At 63.2% G+C, this 20,071-nt stretch carries 16 protein-coding genes; 5 read left to right on the forward strand and 11 right to left on the reverse strand.

Translation table 11 applies throughout. The annotated features are described in order from the left end of the window. Positions 1-195 precede the first annotated feature (195 nt). Both B0G71_RS17130 and murU read left to right on the forward strand, forming a co-directional pair. Positions 196-1,287: an aminoglycoside phosphotransferase family protein gene (locus tag B0G71_RS17130; protein WP_116142919.1), complete on the forward strand. Its 1,092-nt coding sequence runs from the start codon at positions 196-198 to the stop codon at positions 1,285-1,287. Between the two features lie 3 nt (positions 1,288-1,290). Further along, positions 1,291-2,019 carry an N-acetylmuramate alpha-1-phosphate uridylyltransferase MurU gene (gene murU, locus B0G71_RS17135; RefSeq protein ID WP_116142921.1) on the forward strand — a complete coding sequence of 243 codons (729 nt, stop codon included), beginning with the start codon at positions 1,291-1,293 and terminating at the stop codon, positions 2,017-2,019. Positions 2,020-2,145: 126 nt separating this feature from the next. Here murU and B0G71_RS17145 read toward each other — a convergent pair whose 3' ends face one another. Then, positions 2,146-4,032 (reverse strand): ABC transporter ATP-binding protein/permease, encoded by a 1,887-nt coding sequence (locus B0G71_RS17145; RefSeq protein WP_116118973.1) that lies wholly within the window; start codon positions 4,030-4,032, stop codon positions 2,146-2,148. 285 nt (positions 4,033-4,317) lie between these two features. On the opposite strand from B0G71_RS17145, the gene B0G71_RS17150 reads away from it, so the two are divergent. Beyond that, on the forward strand, positions 4,318-4,713 hold the full coding sequence (locus B0G71_RS17150; protein ID WP_106281983.1) for an acyl-CoA thioesterase: 396 nt from the start codon (positions 4,318-4,320) through the stop codon (positions 4,711-4,713). Positions 4,714-4,782: 69 nt separating this feature from the next. Here B0G71_RS17150 and B0G71_RS17155 read toward each other — a convergent pair whose 3' ends face one another. Together B0G71_RS17155 and B0G71_RS17160 are read right to left on the reverse strand one after the other, a co-directional pair. Continuing rightward, positions 4,783-5,118: a DUF4148 domain-containing protein gene (locus B0G71_RS17155; RefSeq protein ID WP_116142923.1), complete on the reverse strand. Its 336-nt coding sequence runs from the start codon at positions 5,116-5,118 to the stop codon at positions 4,783-4,785. Positions 5,119-5,310: 192 nt separating this feature from the next. After that, on the reverse strand, positions 5,311-6,243 hold the full coding sequence (locus B0G71_RS17160) for a LysR substrate-binding domain-containing protein (RefSeq protein WP_116142925.1): 933 nt from the start codon (positions 6,241-6,243) through the stop codon (positions 5,311-5,313). Between the two features lie 160 nt (positions 6,244-6,403). Between B0G71_RS17160 and B0G71_RS17165 the strand changes: the two genes are divergently transcribed. Beyond that, on the forward strand, positions 6,404-7,018 hold the full coding sequence (locus B0G71_RS17165) for a glutathione S-transferase (protein WP_116142927.1): 615 nt from the start codon (positions 6,404-6,406) through the stop codon (positions 7,016-7,018). A 19-nt stretch (positions 7,019-7,037) separates the two neighbouring features. On the opposite strand, the gene B0G71_RS17170 is transcribed toward B0G71_RS17165, so the two are convergent. Further along, positions 7,038-10,157, reverse strand: coding sequence for an EAL domain-containing protein (locus tag B0G71_RS17170; RefSeq protein WP_116142929.1), 3,120 nt, complete (start codon positions 10,155-10,157; stop codon positions 7,038-7,040). Between the two features lie 159 nt (positions 10,158-10,316). After that, positions 10,317-10,793, reverse strand: a complete 477-nt coding sequence (locus tag B0G71_RS17175; protein ID WP_116142931.1) for a nitrate reductase associated protein — start codon at positions 10,791-10,793, stop codon at positions 10,317-10,319. A 147-nt stretch (positions 10,794-10,940) separates the two neighbouring features. On the opposite strand from B0G71_RS17175, the gene fdhD reads away from it, so the two are divergent. Beyond that, positions 10,941-11,780 (forward strand): formate dehydrogenase accessory sulfurtransferase FdhD, encoded by an 840-nt coding sequence (gene fdhD, locus B0G71_RS17180; RefSeq protein WP_116142933.1) that lies wholly within the window; start codon positions 10,941-10,943, stop codon positions 11,778-11,780. A 131-nt stretch (positions 11,781-11,911) separates the two neighbouring features. Here fdhD and B0G71_RS17185 read toward each other — a convergent pair whose 3' ends face one another. From B0G71_RS17185 to B0G71_RS42665, 6 genes are all read right to left on the reverse strand, one after another. After that, entirely contained in the window at positions 11,912-12,682 is a 771-nt protein-coding gene (locus tag B0G71_RS17185) for an enoyl-CoA hydratase (protein ID WP_116142935.1), read from the reverse strand. Between the two features lie 118 nt (positions 12,683-12,800). After that, positions 12,801-14,000 (reverse strand): acetyl-CoA C-acyltransferase, encoded by a 1,200-nt coding sequence (locus B0G71_RS17190; RefSeq protein WP_106281998.1) that lies wholly within the window; start codon positions 13,998-14,000, stop codon positions 12,801-12,803. Between the two features lie 241 nt (positions 14,001-14,241). Continuing rightward, positions 14,242-16,677 (reverse strand): 3-hydroxyacyl-CoA dehydrogenase/enoyl-CoA hydratase family protein, encoded by a 2,436-nt coding sequence (locus B0G71_RS17195; protein ID WP_116142937.1) that lies wholly within the window; start codon positions 16,675-16,677, stop codon positions 14,242-14,244. 127 nt (positions 16,678-16,804) lie between these two features. Next, complete coding sequence (locus B0G71_RS17200; protein WP_106282002.1) at positions 16,805-18,592, reverse strand: acyl-CoA dehydrogenase C-terminal domain-containing protein; 1,788 nt, start codon at positions 18,590-18,592, stop codon at positions 16,805-16,807. Between the two features lie 97 nt (positions 18,593-18,689). Continuing rightward, the gene (locus B0G71_RS17205) at positions 18,690-19,289 is read right to left on the reverse strand and encodes a TetR/AcrR family transcriptional regulator (protein WP_106282004.1); all 600 of its coding nucleotides are present in this window, start codon (positions 19,287-19,289) and stop codon (positions 18,690-18,692) included. Between the two features lie 607 nt (positions 19,290-19,896). Next, on the reverse strand, positions 19,897-20,025 hold the full coding sequence (locus B0G71_RS42665; protein ID WP_404935351.1) for a hypothetical protein: 129 nt from the start codon (positions 20,023-20,025) through the stop codon (positions 19,897-19,899). Positions 20,026-20,071 lie beyond the last annotated feature (46 nt).

The raw sequence follows: 20,071 nt of genomic DNA on the forward strand, positions 1-20,071 counted from the left end.
CAGCATCTGCAGTCACGGTCCACCGCCTGCACATCCCGACCGTGACAGTCGGCTGCACATCAATATTTACAATCTGTTGAACGATGAGGCGGGCGGTAAAGCGGAATACGCGAAAAGCTGGCGTGAGCCGCGTCAAAAAAGTCGTGGGGTATTATATGGCAAGACGTTGCCCCTCTGAATTTGCCGCCGGTTTTCATGACGCTGCCCCCATCCCAAGACTCCACCGATACCCGTCTCGACCTGCTCAAAGCCTGGCTGAAAGGCCACGCGGCGCGCTATTCGCTCGAGCTCGACACACTTGTTCCGGCTTCGTCCGACGCCAGTTTTCGCCGCTATTTCCGGCTCGCCGGTAAGGCGGCGGAAGGCGAAAGCAACGGCACGCTGATCGCCGTCGATGCCCCGCCGCCCGAAAAGTGCCGCGAATTCGTGCAGGTCGCGCAGTTGCTCGCGGCCGCCGACGTGCATGTGCCGCGTGTGCTGGAGGTCGATTTCGAGGCCGGCTTCATGCTCGTCACCGATCTGGGCACGGCTTCGTACCTCGGCGCGCTAACCGAAGCGCAGAACGCGGACGACCCGCGCCGCGCCCGCTCGCTGATGCGCGACGCGCTCGACGCGCTGATCCGCTGGCAACTCACCTCGCGCGAAGACGTGCTGCCACCGTTCGACGAAGCCTTCCTGCGCCGCGAGATGGAGTTGATGCCGGAGTGGTTCCTCGGCCGCCATCTGGGCCGCGGGACGGACGAACAAGCGGACGAAAAAATCCGTGGCGTGCTCGATCGCACCTTTGCGCTGCTGATCGCGAGCGCCCGCGCGCAACCGCAAGTGTTCATGCTGCGCGACTTCATGCCGCGCAATCTGATGATCGCCGCCGAGGCGAATCCCGTGAACCCCGGCGTGCTGGACTTCCAGGACGCGGTGTACGGCCCGATCACTTACGACGTCGCCTCGCTGTTGCGCGACGCGTTTCTGAGCTGGGACGAAGAGTTCGAGCTGGATTGCCTCGTGTACTACTGGGAACGGGCGAAAAAAGCCGGCCTGCCGGTCGATCCCGATTTCGGCGAGTTCTACCGCCAGATCGAATGGATGGGCCTGCAACGGCACATCAAGGTGCTGGGCCTGTTTTGCCGGATCAACTATCGCGACGGTAAACCGCACTACATGAAGGACCTGCCGCGTTTCATCGGCTACGCGCGCAAGGTCGCCGAGCGCTATGCCCCGCTGCGTCCGTTCGCGAAGCTCCTCGACGATCTCGAAGGCCGCGCGAACGAAGTCGGCTACACCTTCTGACCGATGACGATGCCCCTGAAGAAAGCGATGATTTTCGCCGCCGGTCGCGGCGAGCGCATGCGTCCGTTGACCGACACATGCCCTAAGCCTTTGCTCGACGTGGGCGGCAAGCCGCTGATCGTGTGGCAGATCGAACGGCTCGCGCAGGCGGGCTTTCGCACCATTGTGATCAACCACGCATGGCTCGGCGAGCAGATCGAAGCCTCTCTCGGCGACGGTTCGCGCTGGCAAGTCCAGTTGCGCTATTCGGCGGAACGCGAGGCGCTGGAGACCGCAGGCGGCATCGTGCAGGCGTTGCCGCTGCTCGAAGATGACGGCGCGAGCGAAGTGTTCGTCGCGGTCAGCGGCGACGTTTACGCCGACTTCGATTACGCGACGCTGAATGCGCACGCCGAAAGATTGCATGCCTTGCCCGAGCCGGGCATGCATCTGGTAATGGTGCCGAACCCGGCGTTTCATCCGAACGGCGACTTTGGTCTGGTGGACGGCGGCGTGCTCTCGCTCGACGCCCAGCCGCGCTTCACGTTCGGCAATATCGGGCTCTACGACACGCGCATGTTCCGCGATCTGCCACTCGGCACGCGACGCGCGCTCACGCCGTACTATCGCGACACCATCGCACGCAGGCTCGCCAGCGGCGAGTTGTACGAGGGCTTGTGGGAGAACGTCGGCACGCCGGCGCAGTTGGGTGAACTGGATCAGCGTTTGCGCGTGCCAGACGGCAGGCGCTAGAAGTTCGGCGTTCGGCGTTCGGCGTTCGGCGTTCGGCGTTCGGCGTTCGGCGTTCGGCGTTCGGCGTTCGGCGCAAAAGTTTCGCGCGGCATTGCACGAGACAACGCGAAAAATCGCCGCGCAAATTTATCGCCCGCCGCCAGCACCCACCGTTTCCACTGCTTCCGGCGCTTCCGCTGCGCGTTGCTGCTGCAACGCCCACATCTGCGCGAACAGGCCGTTCGCGCGCAGCAGTTCCGCATGCGTGCCACGCTCGACGATCCGCCCTTTGTCCATCACGATGATCTGCTGGGCGTGCACCACTGTCGAAAGCCGGTGCGCGATGATCAACGTGGTGCGCTCGCGGGCGATCTGATCGAGCTCGTGCTGAATGGCGCGCTCGGAACGTGAATCGAGCGCGGAGGTCGCTTCGTCGAACAACAGGATCGGCGGGTTCTTGAGGATGGTCCGTGCAATCGCCACGCGTTGCTTTTCACCGCCGGACAGCTTGAGGCCGCGTTCGCCGACCGGCGTGTCATAGCCCTTCGGCAGCCCTTCGATGAATTCGTGAATATGCGCCGCACGCGCCGCCGCGATCACTTCGTCGCGTGTCGCAGATGGCCGGCCGTAAGCGATGTTGTAGTAGATCGAATCGTTGAACAGCACCGTATCCTGCGGCACGATGCCGATCGACGCGCGTAGCGAATCCTGCGCGACGTCGCGAATATCCTGACCGTCGATGGTAATCGCACCGCCCGTCGCGCGGTCCAGATCGTAGAAACGGAACATCAACCGCGCGAGGGTCGATTTGCCCGAACCGCTATGGCCGACCACCGCGGTCGTGGTACCGGCGGGAATCGTAAAGCTCACGTCGTGCAGAATCTGCCGCGCCGGTTCGTACGCGAAGTTCACCCGCTCGAAGCGCACCTGCGCGCCGCTCACGCGCAGCGCGGGAGCACCCTCGAGATCGGGCACTTCCTGCGCGGCGCCGAGCAGCGTGAACATGCGGTCCATATCGGTGAGGCTCTGCTTCAACTCGCGATACACCACGCCGAGAAAATTCAGCGGAATATAAAGCTGCAGCATGAAGGTGTTGATCAGCACCAGATCGCCGAGCGTGAGACGCCCGGCCATCACGCCTTGCGTGGCGCGCCACAGAATGAACACGAGCCCTGTGCCGATGATCGCCTGCTGCCCGAAGTTCAGCGCCGACAGCGAGCGCTGCGACTTGATCGCCGCCGTGCGATAGCGCTTGAGGTTTTCGTCGTAGCGGCTCGCTTCCCACTCTTCGTTGCCGAAGTACTTGACCGTCTCGTAGTTGAGCAACGAATCGATCGCGCGTGAATTCGCCTTCGAATCGAGATCGTTCATGGTGCGGCGAAAATGTGTGCGCCACTCCGTGACCTTCACCGTGAAGACGATATACACGGCCAGCGCGATGAACGTGACCACCGCGTAATACGCCTCGTATTTGACGACGAAAAAGCCGAGCACGAGCCCGACTTCGACGAGCGTCGGCAAAATGCTGTACAGCGAATACGAGATCAGTTGCGTGATGCCGCGCGTACCGCGTTCGATATCGCGCGACATGCCGCCCGTCTGCCGTTCGAGGTGAAAGCGCAACGACAGCGCATGCAGATGGCGGAACACTTTCAGCGCGAGTTGCCGCACCGCGCTTTCGGTTACCTTCGAAAACAGAATCTCGCGCAGTTCGGTGAAGAGCGACGTGGACAACCGCACCACTGCATACGCGACCACCAGCAGGCCGATGCCGCCCAGCAACACGATCCCCGGCGAATCGTGCGCGCGGCCGAGCGCCGTGAGATGCTGCACCGAGGCGAGGCCGTCGACGATCCGCTTCATCACGATCGGCACGCCGAGGTTGGCGATCTTCGCGCCGATCAGGCAGCTCAGCGCAAAGCCGACGCGCCATTTATACGTGGCGAGATACGGCAGCAGCGAGAGGATCGTCTGCCAGTCGTTGCGCGGCTGGGTAGAGATCGGGGAAGGTTCGGACGAGGGCGTGCGGCGCATGGGGATCGACTGGGGAGAGTGTGGAAATGCCGGAGTTCGCAGCGGCGCGCCGACCGCGGCATGCCTGCCCGGCACACTGCTTTTTGTCGCGCGACCTCGCTGGGCGCTTTCCCGTACAATTCCTGATCTTTCTATTGTCGCAGAAGCCGGCTGGCGCCGCTTTTCATGGGTGGGCCCGCCGTGGGTGGCACGTTGGCCGCGCGGTGCGTGCCACACCGTTGTCGTGAAATGCCCCGCGTGCCGGTCGAGGCGACCGAGCCAACACGTTTCCCAAGAGTGCCCCCAATGACGGATATTCTTCAACTCCCGCAAAAGCACTGCGCGCTGCGCGTCGTGCCGCAGCCTTCGGACGCGAACGTCCACGGCGACGTGTTCGGCGGCTGGATCATGGCGCAAGTGGACATTGCCGGCTCGATTCCGGCAAGCCGCCGCGCCAACGGGCGGGTGGCGACCATTGCGGTCAATTCGTTCGTGTTCAAGCAGCCGGTGTTCGTCGGCGATCTGCTGAGTTTCTACGCGGACATCGTCAAGACGGGCAACACGTCCGTCACCGTGGCGGTCGAAGTCTACGCGCAGCGCATGAGCCTGACCGAAGATCTCGTGAAGGTCACGGAAGCGACGCTAACCTACGTCGCCACGGATAGCGACCGGCGTCCACGCGCGCTGCCGGCGCTGGACTGAGCGCCCTGACTGCGCACAAAAAAAATGAGGCGCCGCGGCGCCTCGTTCGTTCTCAACCGTAGTACCGGGTCACTGGCTCGCTGCCTGCCCGATTCCCGCCTTCTTCTGCGCTTTCTGAATGTCGTTCGGATAGTTCGGATCGGTGCTCGACGGCTGATAGCCGTTGGCCTCCAACTTCTTCAACTCGGCATTTTTCTTCGCCCGCGCCTGCTTGCGCGCGGCCTTGCGCTGAGCTTTGGTGGACGGCGCCGCTTTCGATGCGGCCGACGGAACCGCCGCGTCAGAGTCGTTCCCCGCGGGACCGCCACCGCCGCCGCTCTGGGCGAACGCCGGCGCGGCGCAAGCCACGCTCAATACAACCGATGCCAGCAACACAGACAGTTTCTTTGCAGGTGACGACGTCATTGCTCTCTCCAGTCGGATCAATCAGATTGGGATAGTCGACGGCGCAACGCCCATGACTCAGTGCAAGCAGCGAAAATCGGGCGCAACGCCACTGAATCGTGCTTCGTGGTTCCCAGCGCGGTCTGAGATGGGAACCACGAATATAGCCGACCCAAACTCCTGCGCAAAACGGTTTATGCGAATGAATACGGGCTAACCCGCACGCATCGCTGCGGCTGGCGCGCCACTGCTGCGCAGATAGGCGTCGACCTGCCCTTCGATCCACTGTGCGAAATGCGCCTGCGAGGCATTGAGCATTTCGCGTTGCGGCCAGACCAGCCAATAGGGATAACGGTACGGCACGCGGATATCGGTGATCTGCACCAGTTCGCCGCGCGCCAGCGCATACGCAACCAGGCTGCGCCGCTCGAGCGCGACGCCCTGGCCCTGCAGCACGGCGCCGATCACGATATTCGAATCGTTCGCCGACAGCACTACGGCTCCCTCGGCCGGCTTCGCCACCTGCGCCGCCTGACACCAGTCGTGCCACGGCGTATCGGGACTCGAGATCAGCGGACATGCCAGCACTTCCGCTGCGCTCAAAGGCAAGCGGCCATGCGGCGGTAGCGTGAAATGCGGCGCGGCCACCACGACCATCTCGTCGTCGAACAGCTTCTGTTGCGCGACGTCGGGCCAATGCCCCTGCCCCATGCGGATGCCGATATCGCTCGCGCCCTGGCGGAAATCCTCGATCTGCAAGCTCGTCTGCAGGCGAATCCGGTAGTACGGATGCGCGTCGCGAAAACTGGCGAGACGCGGCACGAGCCAATGCTGCGCGAACGACGGCAAGGTGCTGATCACCAGTTCGCTTTCGTGCGGGCGCGCCTGCGCGCGTCGCGTCGCATGGCCGATGTCGCGCAACGCCATGCGGATGTCGAGCGCGTAAAGCCGCCCCTCCTCGGTCAACCGCAGTCCGCGCGCCTCCCGCATGAAAAGCGCGACGCCCATCGAATCTTCCAGCACCTTGATCTGCTGACTCACCGCCGAGTGCGTGACATGCAATTCGCGCGCGGCCTGAGTCACGCCGCCCAAACGGGCGACGGCCTCGAAGCAGCGCAGCGCGGTCAAAGGCGGGATCGGTTTCATGTAAGAAATTCTGACGCAAGTCGTCGTTAATTGTCGCTTTTTTTGCGCCGCAGAGATGCTTAACCTATCGGTTCGATGTGCCCAGGCCCAGGCCCGAAGCGGAACTGCACGGCCATGAGGAGGTCGGGTGCGCCATGATAGATGTTCTAACGGGAATGAGATGAAACTGATCGGAATGCTGGATTCGCCCTACGTACGCCGGGTCGCTATCTGCCTCAAATTGTTGAAGCTCGAATTCGAGCACGAGTCGATCTCGGTGTTCAGCACCTACGACCGGTTCCCGAAAATTAACCCCGTTGTCAAGGCGCCCACGCTGATCGCCGACAACGGCCAGAGCGTGATGGACTCGACGGTGATTCTCCAGTACCTCGCCACGCTCGCCGGGCCGAACCAGCGGCTTTTCCCGACGCGTCCCGACACCGCCTTGCGCGCCGCCCGCCCCACCGGCCTTGCGCTCGCCGCGTGCGAGAAGACCGTGCAGATCGTCTACGAACGCAATCTGCGGCCGGCGGAAAAGCAGCATGAGCCCTGGCTGGATCGCGTGAGCACGCAGTTGTTCGCCGCGTATGCAGAACTCGAACGCGAGCTTGCGGCAGCGGCGCTGCCCATCGAAACCGATCAGTTCGACGCCGCCGACGTCACCGTGGCAGTCGCCTGGCACTTCACGCAGATGATGCTGCCGGGGACGGTCAGCAAGACGGCGCATCCGTTCCTGCAGTCATTCTCCGAACTGGCTGAAGGTCTGCCGGTTTTCCTCAGCACGCCGGCGCAGTGAGCACCGCGGCGCGAACGGCTCAAACCATCGCCAGCTCGCGCCCCACGCCACCTTGCAGCAGTTCGGAAATCGCGTCCGTCGATAATGGCTTCGCAAAGTAGAACCCCTGCATCTCATCGCACGCGCGCTCTTTGAGGAAGTCGAGTTGCGCGGACGTCTCCACGCCTTCGGCGATCACCTGCAACTTCAGCGAATGCGCAAGCGCGATGATCGCCGAGGTGATCGTCTCATCGTCGGCGGACACGCCGATGTCGGAGACAAATGAGCGGTCGATCTTCAGGCGGTCCACCGGGAAGCGCTTCAGATAGCTGAGGCTCGAATAGCCGGTGCCGAAGTCGTCGATGGCAAGACCGATGCCGAGCGCGTGCAGTTCGTTGAGCATCGACACCGCTTCTTCCGCATTGCGCATGATGGTGCTTTCGGTCAGTTCCAGTTCGAGGTATCGCGGCTCGAGACCGGTCTCAGCCAGCACCTGCATGACCAGCTTGGCGATGTCGCGCTGCTGGAACACGCGCGCCGACAGATTCACCGACACACGCGCCGGCGGCAAGCCTTCGTCCTGCCAGGCCTTGTTCTGGCGGCACGCTTCGCGCAGCACCCATTCCGAAAGCGGCCCGATCAGACCGCTTTCTTCCGCAACCGGAATGAACGACGACGGCGGCACCAGCCCGACTTCCGGATCGCGCCAGCGCACCAGCGCCTCGGTGCCGACGATCTGGCCACTCTCAATATCCACTTGCGGCTGGTAATGCAACAGGAACTCGTTGTCACGCAAAGCGCGGCGCAGACGCCGTTCGAGATTCAGGCGCGCGCCCGCGCTCGCGTTCATCTCCGGCTGATAGCACTGGAACGTGTTGCGACCCATGTCCTTGGCGCGATACATCGCGACGTCGGCCTTCTTCATCAGCGTCTCGGCGTCTTCGCCGTCTTGCGGGAACAGGCTCGCGCCCATGCTGCAACCCACATACAGTTCGGTGCCGTCGAGCCAGACCGGCTCGGAGATCGACGCGCGCACGCGCTCCATCCAGGCGATCAGCGACTGTTCGTCGACGGTGTCGGTCATCACGATCACGAACTCGTCGCCGCCGTGCCGCGCCACCGTATCGCTCGTGCGCGTGCAGCGCGCGAGACGTTCGGCGACCACGCTGAGCAGCCGGTCGCCGACGCTGTGGCCGAGACTGTCGTTGACGTTCTTGAAGCCGTCCAGATCCATGAACACGACCGCGACGCCCTTGTGATGCCGTTGCGCGACGATCAGCGCATGCTGCAAGCGGTCGCGCAGCAGGTTGCGGTTCGGCAGACGCGTGAGGCTGTCGTAGTTGGCCTGGTATTCGAGCTGTTCCTGATAGCGCATCAGATCGGTCACGTCGTTGATCACGCCGATGTGATGCGTGATCATGCCGTCCTGATTCGGCACCGGCGCGATGAAGAGCTGATTCCAGAACAGCGCGCCATCCTTGCGATAGTTGCGCACCACCGCGCTGACTTCTCGATTCGCCGCGAGCGCCTGACGGATCAGGGCGACGCCCTCCTGGTCGCGGTCGTCGCGTTGCAGGACGCGGCAATCGTGGCCGATTACCTCGGCCGGATCGTAGCCGGTAATGCGCATGAACGCCGGATTCACGTATTCGATCAGATTGCCGGTCGGCGACGGCGCGGTGATCAGAATCGCGTTGACGCTGGCATCGAGCGCGCGGCTTTGCAGGCGCAAGGCAAGATCGGCGCGCTTGCGCTCGGTGATGTCCGTGTAGGAACCGAGCACGCCGATCACGCGGCCGTCGCCGTCGGTGAACGGCAGCTTGCTCGTGACGGTCGTGCGGTGCACGCCGTCTATCACCAGATCGAGCTCGAAGTTCATCTTCGGCACGCCGGTGCTCACGACCTCCTTGTCATGGTCGCTCAGCAGCGTCGAGAAGTCGCGCCACGGCATGTCGGCGTCGCTCTTGCCGACTACCTGCTCCGGATACGCGAGCCCGGCATCGCGCGCGAACGCCATGTTGCAGCCGAGATAGCGCGACTGCATGTCCTTCCAGAAAATGCGCTGCGGAATATTGTCGATCACCGCTTCGAGCATCTGGTTCGAACGCTGCGCTTCGGCTTCGGCGTTGATCTGGTCGGTAACGTCGTCGGCGAGCACGAAGAACGCGGCGCGGCCCATGAAGTTCAGCGCGTGATACGAAATGTCAGCGCTGATCGTCGAGCCGTCCTTGCGCCGGTGATGCCAGATGCCCGCCATGGTGCGGCCGTGCTGGCCCGCGTCGCTGCGCTGCATATGCGTTTCGAGGCGCGAGATTTCGCCGCTCGGGCGGATCGCGCGAACGGTCATGCCGAGAAATTCGCTTTCGGTGTAGCCGTATTGCTGGATCGCGGCCGCGTTGACGGCGAGAAAGCGCAGCGTCTCGCGATCGAAGATATACATCGGCACCGGATGGTCGTCGAACAGGCCGCGAAAGCGTTCGTCGTGGCGGCCGAGCGCGCGCACGCTGCGCAGCTTCTCGCGCGCGCTGTTTTCGCGCGCGCCGAACGTGAAGATCAGCAGCACGCTGCTGCCCAGCATGGTCACGATCAGCAGGAACATCGCCCGCTGCGTTTCGCTCGCCGATGCCGCGAGCGACGCCTGCACCGCGCGGTTCTCCGCGCCGCGCAGTGTTGCGAGGCCGGCTTCGACGCGATCCAGGCCGAGCCCGAGATGGGTATAGGTCGATGCCGCCCACGCGCGCGAGGCGTCCGGGCCGGCACTGGCGCTCCTGAGCAGCGCGTCGTCGATGTCGTGTTGCAGCGCGTGGCTGTCCGCGCTCAGCTTTGCGAGCGCGCCGAGCATGGCGGGTTCGCCGGCCAGTTCATTGCGCAGGTCGCGCTCCAGACCCGCGAGCGTCGTCGCCATGGCGGCGGCCGCGGCGGCCGCGCTGGCCGGCGCCGACTCGCCCGACGCCTCGAAGCGGCCGAGCGCGGCCAGCCCGCCGTCGAGCGCCGTATAGTAGGCGTCGAGGTGCTGGCGCACGCTCGTCGAACGCAGCATGCGCGCGTCAACGTCGCGTTGGCCGCAAATCTGCGTATAGGCGACGAACGCGTTCGCGCCGATCGCCGCGGCAACGACCGCCAGATTGATCAGCAGCCGCTTCGATAGAAAAGGAGTCATGGGTTCCGAACGTCAATCGTTCTGCGGGCGGGAGCGCGCGGTCGCGGCCGATGCGTCGGGCCGCATCGATACTAGTCTCTTTACGCGCCAACCCATGGATAACGGCAGGGTTCGGAACAGATTGAGGGTAGTGAGTGAAAAAAACCTGGCCGGCCGCACCTAGCCGGCCGCGCCGAACTCCTTCATGGCCGGGACGAAGTCGTGGTTGGCCTCCTGCTTGCGCGACAGCTTGGCGAGCACGTAGCGCTTGAACGGATCAAGTTCGGCCCACTGGGCGACGCCCGGCGCGGCGAGACCGGCCAGTTGCGCCTGATGCGCGATACCCTCCGGCACGCTGTCGGTGCGACGCCAGGCCGGCGCTTCCTCAGGTGTGAACCACTCCGGCTCGATGTTCGCGTGGGTGCGCAGCATTTCGAACAGGGCATGATCGAAATTCGGCTCGATTTCCGCGTCTTCCTCGACCGGGAAACGCGCCAGCAGCTTGCGGTCTTCGAGCGGCAGCGTCTGCCATTGATCGAGCGAAATGCGCAGCCCGAACCGGTCGAGATTGAAGCGCACGGACATCGGGATGTAAGTGAAATTCTCCGAAGACGCGACCTCGAAGTTGAACAGAAGCGGTGCTTCGTTGAGTCCCATGATTGAGTCCCTCCTGGATGGCGGGCAACACGCAAGCCCAGCTTGGGGTATTTTAGAACCTTATTCGCGCGACGGCGGCATGGCTGGCTGCACCCTGCCGGCTCGTCAACCGCTCACGCGCATGGCATGACAAAGGAGCGAACTAGCTTGAACGAACTGGAAACTGCCGGGCAGCCGGGCGCGGTAGAGCGCCAGGTGCACCGGCATCGCGGCGCGGCGGTCGAAACCGTCATCGACCATGTCGGTCAGGAATGGCCGGTCGCGCTCGTCTTCAACGGCATTTCGCATGCGGTGATGATGTGCACGCCGCGCGATCTGGAAGCGTTCGCGGTTGGATTCGCGATTTCGGAAGGGATCGTGGGGCGTGGCAGCGACATTCAGGACATCGAGGTCGAACTGCATGACGACGGCGAATTGCCGCATGCCGAAGTGCAGTTGCAAGTGGTGCAACAGGCCTTCGTCGCGCTGAAGGAGAAGCGCCGCGCGCTCGCCGGGCGCACCGGATGCGGTGTTTGCGGCATCGAAAGTATCGATTTGCTGGATCTGCAGCCGGAGCGTGTGCCGGATACCGGCTTTCTGCAACGCCTCGCGCCGGACGCGATCGCGCGCGCCGCCCGCGATCTGCCCGAGCATCAGGCGTTGACGCGGCTGACCGGCGGCCTGCATGCCGCCGCGTGGTGCGACGCCACGGGCGCGATCCGCTACGCGTTCGAAGACGTCGGCCGTCACAATGCGCTCGACAAGCTGATTGGCCAGTTGGTGCTCGACCGCGTGGATACCAAGGAGGGTTTTGTGTTCCTGTCGAGCCGCGCGAGCTACGAGCTGGTGCGCAAGGCCGCGCGCGTCGACGTGCCGATGGTCGCCACGATCTCGGCGCCGTCGTCGTTGGCGATCACGATTGCGCGCAAGGCGGGCGTACGGCTGGTCAGCTTCTGCCGCGAGACAAGCTACGTTGACTACGATACGTTGCAGTCGACGCAGCTTTGAGCGGCCAACGCGCCTGAGCATTCAGGCGCACGAACGTCCCAACGCACTCATGCCTGAAGTTGCGAGTGGGCAAATCCCTCAACGCCAGAGCGCTCGCACGCCGGAAGCGCCTGGAACACCCCCCACGCCGCTCAATCGAATTGCCGGAAGTCCGGCTTGCGCTTCTCGAAGAACGCCTTGAACGCCTCACGTGCTTCGGGCGCGAGCAGCATCTTGCCGAAATGCACGGCTTCTTCGGACATTTGCGTTTGCAATTCCTGGTGACTCGCGCGCTTCATCAAGCTCTTCGTCACGCGCAGCGACGAAGCCGGCAACGCGGCCAGCTTCGCGGCCTGCGAAGCCGCAAACGCATCGACTTCGGCGGCGGGCAGCACGCGATTCACGAAACCCATGCGCTGCGCCTCGGCGGCGTCGAACGCTTCGCCGAGCAACAGTTTCTCCGCGGCCGCCTGATAGCCGGCGATACGCTGCAACAGCAGACTCGACGCCGCTTCCGGACACAAACCGAGTTGCGTGAACGGCAGCGAGAAGCTCGCGGTATCGGCTGCGTAGACCAAGTCGCAATGCAGCAGCAGGGTCGTGCCGATGCCGACCGCCGGGCCCGCCACCGACGCCACCACCGGCTTCTCCGCCGAGCTGATCGCGCGCAGGAACTGGAACACCGGCGCGTGTTCGCCCATCGGCGGCGTCTTCATGAAATCGTCGAGATCGTTGCCGGCGCTGAAAATGCCGGCGCTGCCCCGAATCAGGATCGCCCGCACGGCGGCGTCGCCTTGCGCTTCGACCAGCGCGTCGGCCATCGTCTGATACATGGCGGCCGTAATCGCGTTTTTCTTGTCGGGCCGGTTGAAGGCCATCGTCAGCACGCCGTCGGCACGCTCGACCAGAATATCCATCGTCATCTCCTCGTACTCCTGCTGAGAATGTAAGAACGGTTCGCAAGCCGGATGGCCTGCGAACCGTTCTGTGGTCCTCAACGCGTACGCGCGAGGACCGAAGCGAACATCGGGGTGAACACGGTCACAGGCGCTCGATGATGCCCGCCGCGCCCATGCCCGTGCCGACGCACATCGTCACCATGCCGTACTTGTAGTTACGGCGGCGCAAGCCATGCACCACGGTCGACGCACGAATCGCGCCCGTCGCACCCAGCGGGTGGCCGAGGGCGATCGCGCCGCCGAGCGGGTTGATCTTCGCCGGATCGAGACCGAGGTCCTGAATCACCGCCAGCGATTGCGCGGCGAATGCTTCGTTCAACTCGATCCAGTCGAGGTCGTCGATCTTCAGGCCGGCGGCTTTCAGCGCGGCCGGAATCGCTTCCTTCGGACCGATGCCCATGATTTCCGGCGGCACACCGCGCACGGCAAAGCTGACGAAACGCGCGAGCGGCGTGAGGTTGAACTCCTTCAGCATCTTTTCCGACACCACGATCAGCGCGCCCGCACCGTCCGAGGTCTGCGAGCTGTTGCCCGCCGTCACCGAACCCTTGTTGGCGAACACCGCGCGCAGCTTGGCGAGTCCCTCGAGCGACGTTTCCGCGCGCGGACCTTCGTCGAGCGACACTTCGCGGGTCTTCACGCGGACTTCGCCGGTGGCGAGATCGGGGAAGCGCTCGGTGATGGTGTACGCAGCGATTTCGTCGTTGAACTCGCCGGCTTGCTGCGCGGCGATGGCGCGGCGATGCGATTCCACTGAAAACGCGTCTTGCGCTTCGCGGCTGATCTTCCAGCGTTCGGCGACTTTCTCCGCCGTCAGGCCCATACCGTAGGCGATGCCGATGTCTTCATTGCGATCGAAGATATGCGGCGACATGGACGGCTTGTTGCCCATCATCGGCACCATGCTCATGGATTCGCAGCCGCCCGCGATCATTGCGTCCGACTCGCCGACGCGGATGCGGTCGGCGGCCATGGCGAGCGCGGTCAGTCCCGATGCGCAGAAGCGGTTCACCGTCACGCCGCCGACGCTATTCGGCAGGCCGGCCAGCAGCGCGCCCATACGCGCGACGTTCAGACCTTGTTCCGCTTCCGGAATCGCGCAGCCGATGATCGCGTCTTCGATCACTTTCGTATCGAGGCCGGGCACTTGCGCCACGGCCGACTTGAGCGCGTGCACCAGCAGTTCGTCGGGGCGCGTGTTCTTGAACATCCCGCGCGGCGCCTTGCCGATCGGCGTGCGGCTCGCGGCGACGATGTATGCGTCTTGCAATTGCTTTGCCATTTGAATCTCCTTTGTCGACCAGAGTTAGCGCTTCAGCGCTTACTCTGGTCCCATGCAGTCTCATCGCGGTCGACGGCAGTTAGCGCTTTAGCGCTTACTGCTGTCCCATGCAGTCTCATCGCGGTCGACAGCATTTAGCGCTTTAGCGCTTACTGCCGTCCCATGCAGTCTCATCGCGGTCGGCGGCAGTTAGCGCTTCAGCACTTACTCCCGCCCCAAGCACATAGTGCGGGCTCGTCGCTTAGTTGCGCACCGGCTTGCCGGTCTGCAGCATGCCCATGATCCGTTCCTGCGTCTTTTGCGTGCCGAGCAGATCGACGAACGCACGCCGCTCGAGTTGCAGCAGCCATTCTTCATCGACCAGACTGCCCGCTTCGACATCACCGCCGCACACCGCTTCCGCGATACGGCTCGCGATCAGGAAATCGTGCTCGCTGATAAATCGGCCATCGCGCATGTTGACGAGCGACGCCTTGATGGTCGCGATCGCCGAACGCCCGGCCACCGGCACTTGCGTGACGCGCAGCGGCGGACGATAACCCGCCGACGACAACGCGCGCGCTTCCTTCTTCGCCACGTCGAGCAGTTCGAACACGTTGAAGACAATGGTGTCCGACGGCTTCAGGTAGCCCATCGCGCGGGCGTCGAGCGCGGAGGCCGAAACCTTCGCCATCGCCGCGTTTTCGAACGACTTCTGCACGAATTTGAGCAGGTCGTTGGTTGCGCCCACTTGCTTCGCCGCTTCCGCCGCGCGCAGCGCCGCTTCCTTCAGGCCGCCGCCAGCCGGCACGAGACCCACACCCACTTCCACCAGACCGAAATAGCTTTCGATGTGCGCGACGCGCTTCGCGCTGTGCAGCGCCAGCTCGCAGCCACCGCCGAGCGCGATGCCCGACACGGCCGAGATGACCGGCACGCTCGCGTACTTCACGCGCAGCATGCCTTGCTGGAATTTCTTCACGAACGGCTCGATGCCCTTCGCGCCGCCCATCATGAACGCGGGCATGGCTTCTTCGAGATTGGCGCCGGCGGAGAACGGACCACCCGGCGTGCCGAGTTTCAGCGACGTCGGCTGCCACACCACCAGACCCTTGTAGTCCTTTTCGGCCAGCTCGATCGCCTGCGTCAGGCCGTCGATCACCGACGGTCCTATCGTATTCATCTTGCTCTTGAACGACACGATCAGGACATCGTTCTCGCCCGCGCGGTCGTCGACCCATGCACGCACGGCGTCGGTTTCGAACAGCGTCTTGCCGTAGGTCTTCGGATCAGCCCTGGTTTCGCCGACCAGCGGCGCACGGAACACCTGCTTGTCGTACACCGACAGCGACGAGCGCGGTACGAACGCCTTCGAAGCCGGCGACCACGAACCTTCGTTCGTATGCACGCCGCCCTGCGCGGCGACCGGCCCTTCGAGCACCCACGACGGCAGCGGCACGTTCGAGAGCGCCTTACCCGCCGCGATATCTTCCTGCACCCATTCGGCGACCTGTTTCCAGCCGGCCGTCTGCCAGCCTTCGAACGGACCTTCGTTCCAGCCGAAGCCCCAACGGATCGCCAGATCGACATCGCGCGCGTTGTCAGCGATCGATTCGAGATGCACGCCGATGTAGTGGTACACGTCGCGGAAAATTGCCCACAGGAATTGCGCCTGCGGATGCTGCGATTCGCGCAGCAGCTTCAGACGCTCCGCCGGCGGGCGCTTCAGAATACGGCCGACCAGTTCGTCCGCCTTCGCGCCGCCGTCGACGTACTCGCCGGTTTTCGCGTCGAGCACCTTGATCGCCTTGCCTTCTTTCTTGTAGAAGCCGCCGCCGGTCTTCTGACCCAGCGCGCCCTTCTTGACGAGTTCAGCGAGCACAGCAGGCGTTTCGTAGACCGGGAAGAAGGGATCGTCCTTCAGCGTGTCCTGCATCGTCTTGATGACGTGCGCCATCGTGTCCAGACCGACCACGTCCGCGGTACGGAACGTGGCCGACTTCGCTCGGCCCAGGCGCGCGCCGGTCAGGTCGTCCACTTCGTCGAAACGCAGGCCGAATTTCGCGGCTTCGGTCACGACGGCGAGGATCGAGAAAATGCCGACACGGTTAGCGATGAAGTTCGGCGTGTCTTTCGCACGCACGACGCCCTTGCCGACCACGCTGGTCAGGAACGACTCGAGTTGATCGAGGATTTCCGGACGCGTGGTCGCGGTCGGGATCAACTCGACCAGGTGCATGTAGCGCGGCGGATTGAAGAAGTGCACGCCGCAGAAGCGCGCTTTCAGTTCATCCGAGAAACCCTCAGACAGCGCGGTGATCGACAGACCCGACGTGTTGGTCGCGAAAATCGCGTTCGGCGCGAGATGCGGCGCGACCTTCTTGTACAGGTCGTGCTTCCAGTCCATGCGTTCGGCAATGGCTTCGATCACGAGGTCGCATTCGGCGAGCTTCTCGATGTCGTCGTCGTAATTCGCGGGGTGGATGTATTGCGCGTCGTCCTTCACGCCGAACGGCGCCGGCGACAGCTTCTTCAGGTTCTCGATCGCCTTCAGCGCGATCGCGTTCTTCGGGCCTTCCTTGGCGGGCAAGTCGAACAGCAGCACGGGCACCTTGGCGTTGATCAGGTGCGCGGCGATCTGCGCGCCCATCACGCCGGCGCCGAGCACGGCTACCTTGCGAATGATCAGATTGCTCACGTCGTTCCTCCGGGGAGTTATGCGATGTCGCGAAGCTTCATGGACGCTTCGCGATGTGTGGCTGACGGGAAGCGCCGCAGGTTCGACACGCGCGGCGCCTGCCTTGATGTTTGCCTGAAACCGGGGCTTAGAACAGCGCTTCTTCGACGTCCATCAGCGACTTCGAACCCGCGCGCGCCTGACGGATCGTCATCGCCGTTTCCGGCAACAGCTTCGCGAAGTAGAAGCGAGCCGTGGCGAGCTTGGCCTTGTAGAACGGATCGCCCGACGCTTCCTTATCCAGCGCGACGCGTGCCATGCGGGCCCAGAAGTACGAGAACACCAGGTGGCCGACGGTGCGCAGATACGGCACGGCGGCGGCGCCCACTTCGTCCGGGTTCTGCATGGCCTTCATGCCGATTTCCATGGTCAGCTTCTGCACCTTTTCGCCGATGTCGGCGAGCGGGTTGATGAACTCCTGCATTTCCGGCTTCACGCCTTCGGCTTCGACGAAATCGGACACCAGCTTGCCGAACTTCTTCATCTTCGCGCCCATGTCGCCGAGAATCTTGCGGCCGAGCAGGTCGAGCGCCTGAATCGCGTTGGTGCCTTCGTAGATCATGTTGATGCGCGCGTCGCGCACGTACTGTTCCATGCCCCACTCGGCGATGAAGCCGTGGCCGCCGTAGATCTGCATGGCGTGATTGGTGCTCTCGAACGCGTTGTCTGACAGGAACGCCTTCAGGATCGGCGTGAGCAGCGCGACGAGGTCGGCGGCTTCCTTGCGCACGGATTCGTCAGCGTGCGACAGTTCCTTGTCGATATGCAGCGCCGACCAGTACGAGAACGCGCGCGCGGCTTCGGCGTAGGCCTTCTGCGTGAGCAGCATGCGGCGCACGTCCGGATGCACGATGATCGGGTCGGCCGCCTTTTCGGGCGCCTTCGGGCCGGTCAGCGAACGCATCTGCAGACGCTCTTTCGCGTACGTCAGCGAGTTCTGGTAACCGATTTCGGTCAGGCCCAGGCTCTGCATGCCGACGCCAAGACGCGCGGCGTTCATCATCACGAACATCGCGTTCAAGCCTTTGTTCGGCTCACCGACAAGCCAACCCTTGGCGTTGTCGAGATTGATCACGCAGGTCGCGTTGCCGTGAATGCCCATCTTGTGTTCGATGGAGCCGCACTTCACGCCGTTGCGCTCGCCCGGTTCGCCCGCTTCGTTCGGCACGAACTTCGGCACGATGAACAGCGAAATGCCCTTGGTGCCCTTGGGCGCATCCGGCAGACGCGCGAGCACCAGGTGAACGATGTTCTCCGCGAGATCGTGTTCGCCGCTGGAGATGAAAATCTTCGTGCCGCTGATCGCGTACGACCCGTCGCTGTTCGGTTCGGCCTTGGTGCGCAGAATGCCGAGGTCGGTGCCGCAATGCGGCTCCGTCAGACACATCGTGCCGGTCCAGACGCCCGCCACCAGCTTCGGCAGATAGCGTTGCTGCAACTCCGGCGTGCCATGTGCATGCAGACATTCGTACGCGCCGTGCGAGAGCCCCGGGTACATGGTCCACGCCTGATTCGCCGAGTTCAGCATTTCATACAGCGCGTTGTTGACGAACGCGGGCAGGCCCTGGCCGCCGTATTCCGGATCGCAGCCCAGCGCGGGCCAACCGGCTTCGACGTATTGCGCGTAGGCTTCCTTGAAACCCTTCGGCGTGGTCACGACGCCGTCGCCGACATACGTGCAGCCTTCCTGATCGCCGCTGTGATTGAGCGGGAACAATACTTCGGAGCAGAACTTGCCGGCCTCTTCCAGCACCGCGTTGATCGTGTCGGTATCGAGATCCGCGTGCTTCGGCATCTGCTTGATTTCGGCTTCGACGTTAAGCAGTTCGTGCAACACGAATTGCATGTCGCGCAGCGGCGCGGCGTACTGTCCCATGACTCTCTCCAAGTTTGACAAGAAGCCAGGCCGTTAGCTGAGTCCGTGGATCGGAACTTTCTGCGCCGCTGAATCCGCCGGATTGGCGGCGACGCTGCTAACGGCTTTCGCTTTGATACGAAACAATCAATTTTTCCAGCGCGGCCCACGTGAGACGCACCGCATCCGGCAAGTGCAGGAAGCGCGCGTCGTGATGCAGACCGAGCGTGAAGCTGTACAGTTCGAACAGCATCAGTTGCGGATCGGTGTCGGCACGCAGATGCCCTTCTTCCATTGCCTGCGAAATCGCCCGCGTGAGCGCGGCACGCCAGACCGTCACGCTCGACACCAGTTGCTCACGCACCGGGTTATCCGCGCGATCGTCGTATTCGACGGCGCCGCTGATGTAGATGCAGCCGGTGGTGACTTCCTGAATGCGCTTCTCGATCCAGCGGGAAATCATCGCGCGCAAGCGCGGCAATCCACGCGGCTCGCGCAAACTCGGGAAAAACACCTCGTCTTCGAAACGACGGTGATATTCGCGCACGACTTCGACCTGCAAGTCCTCGCGCGACCCGAAATGCGCGAACACTCCGCTTTTGCTCATCTGCATGCGCTCGGCCAGCAACCCGATGGTCAGACCTTCCAGTCCGTCGCGGCTTGCCAGGTCAAGTGCTGCATCGAGAATTGCGGCTCGCGTCTGTTCGCCTTTTCGCATAGCTTTTTACCGTTCTAATGTGACCGAAAGAAAATCGAACGGCCGTACTATTATTGAGTGCTGCCGTCCGCGAAACAAGGACTTTATTAGAAACCGGTTTCTAACCTGGTTTCAATTCTGCGGCATCCGTCAATCGGAGGAATGAGATTTTTTAGAGGCGTTTGCCTTAAGTTTGCCTTTGAGAGAGTTCGCTCGTCCAAGTACACGCTTTCTCTGATCCACGCAGCCGGGCCGACATGATGCAGCAAGTCGGTGCGAATGCAGAAGCGTTTGGCGTATCGCGGGTATTGGGAGACCGCTCGCGAAGGCGCGCATTGCTCGTCGGAACGTGTGTCGATCGTCCTCGAGATGCAAGCCCGACAGGGCGTTGACGTCATGCGGCGGTCCGCTCGGGCTTGTCCGATCGGAACAGGCAGGAAGAAAGAGGACCGGGTCAGGACGCGTTCTCGTGCACCGGGAAAGTTGGCTCAAACGCCGTGGCAACGCTCGCCGGCACGTCGTTCCAATAGCCATCTGCGGCTGGATGAAAACACGCAATCCGGGATACCACGGGCTGTGGTCCTGACCATACAACCCAGCGCTAACATCCCGCGAAACGGTTGAGCAGTCAGACCGGTTTGCCCATTGCCGCCGCAAGACCCGCAACCGAGGTCGCGACGGAAATCACCAGATCGAGGTTGTCGATCAATGACGCGGTATCCGCGAAGTCAGTAATTTCGTCTGTCCAATCGGTCAATCATCGCACCGGGCGGCGGCGACCAGAGCAAAGCGGCCCAGGCATT

Source organism: Paraburkholderia sp. BL27I4N3 (genome assembly GCF_003386115.1).
Lineage (GTDB): Bacteria > Pseudomonadota > Gammaproteobacteria > Burkholderiales > Burkholderiaceae > Paraburkholderia.